1 protein-coding gene is annotated in these 275 nt (G+C 58.2%); it reads right to left on the reverse strand.

The window, feature by feature from the left end; genetic code table 11:
• Nucleotides 1-275, reverse strand: a 275-nt coding sequence (locus ACYP03_RS26075) for a helicase-related protein (RefSeq protein ID WP_459782681.1), incomplete at both ends; no start/stop codon positions are given.

The raw sequence follows: 275 nt of genomic DNA on the forward strand, positions 1-275 counted from the left end.
GTCAGACTGGTTTCCGCAATATTGGTGGCCAATACAATTTTCCGTTTCCCCTTGACGGCAGGCTGTATCGCCTGCTGCTGGGCTTTACTGTCCATTTGTCCGTACAGTGGCGCAATAATAACATCCGGGCTGACGGCCGTTTGCAGCCACTCGGCCAACCGGCGGATCTCTCCGGCGCCGGGCAGAAAGACCAGTACTGAACCCGCTTCGGCTGCCATCAGCCTGAGGATTTCGCGCCCGGTCCATTCAATCGAAACGCCATTGCCCTGCTGGGC

It is taken from the genome of Photobacterium sp. R1 (genome assembly GCF_054600795.1).